At 58.5% G+C, this 533-nt stretch carries 1 protein-coding gene; it reads right to left on the bottom strand.

From position 1 onward, the window contains the following. Positions 1 to 533: methyl-accepting chemotaxis protein (locus EQW76_RS28780; protein ID WP_244615607.1), on the bottom strand; the 533-nt coding region annotated here is incomplete at both ends.

Genomic DNA, 533 nt, shown 5'->3' with positions numbered 1-533 from the left:
ACAAGCTCGACACCATTTTTAACCTGAGATCCAGATGTCGAGATCAGCGCCTTAATTTCTTTGGCGGCTTGGGCGGAACGCTGGGCCAACTCGCGCACCTCTTGCGCAACAACTGCAAAGCCCTTACCGGCCTCACCTGCTCGTGCGGCTTCCACACCGGCATTGAGCGCCAGTAGATTTGTTTGGAAGGCGATCTCGTCGATTACGCCGATGATGTTGGATATCTCGCTTGAGGATTTTTCGATGCCCTGCATGGCGGCAACTGCGTCGCGCATGACTTCGCCCGACTTCAACGCACCCAATTTCGCGCGCCCGACAAGCTGCCCCGCATCTTCAGCGCGTTTGGTAGAATCTTTCACCGTCGTGGTGATCTCTTCCAAGGCCGCGGCGGTCTGCTCCACCGAGGCCGCCTGCTGCTCCGTGCGCTTAGACAGATCATCAGCCGCCGCACGGATCTCGTTGGCGCCGGAATCGATCGCCTGAGCATTTTCGGCGACGGCTCTGAGAGTGTGCTGAAGCTTGTCCATCGAGCC

This window comes from Rhizobium sp. rho-13.1 (assembly GCF_007000305.1).
Classification (GTDB): Bacteria; Pseudomonadota; Alphaproteobacteria; order Rhizobiales; family Rhizobiaceae; genus Rhizobium; species Rhizobium rhododendri.
The sequence above is the reverse complement of the archived record's forward strand: the minus strand, read 5'-3'. Positions and strand labels throughout refer to the sequence as shown.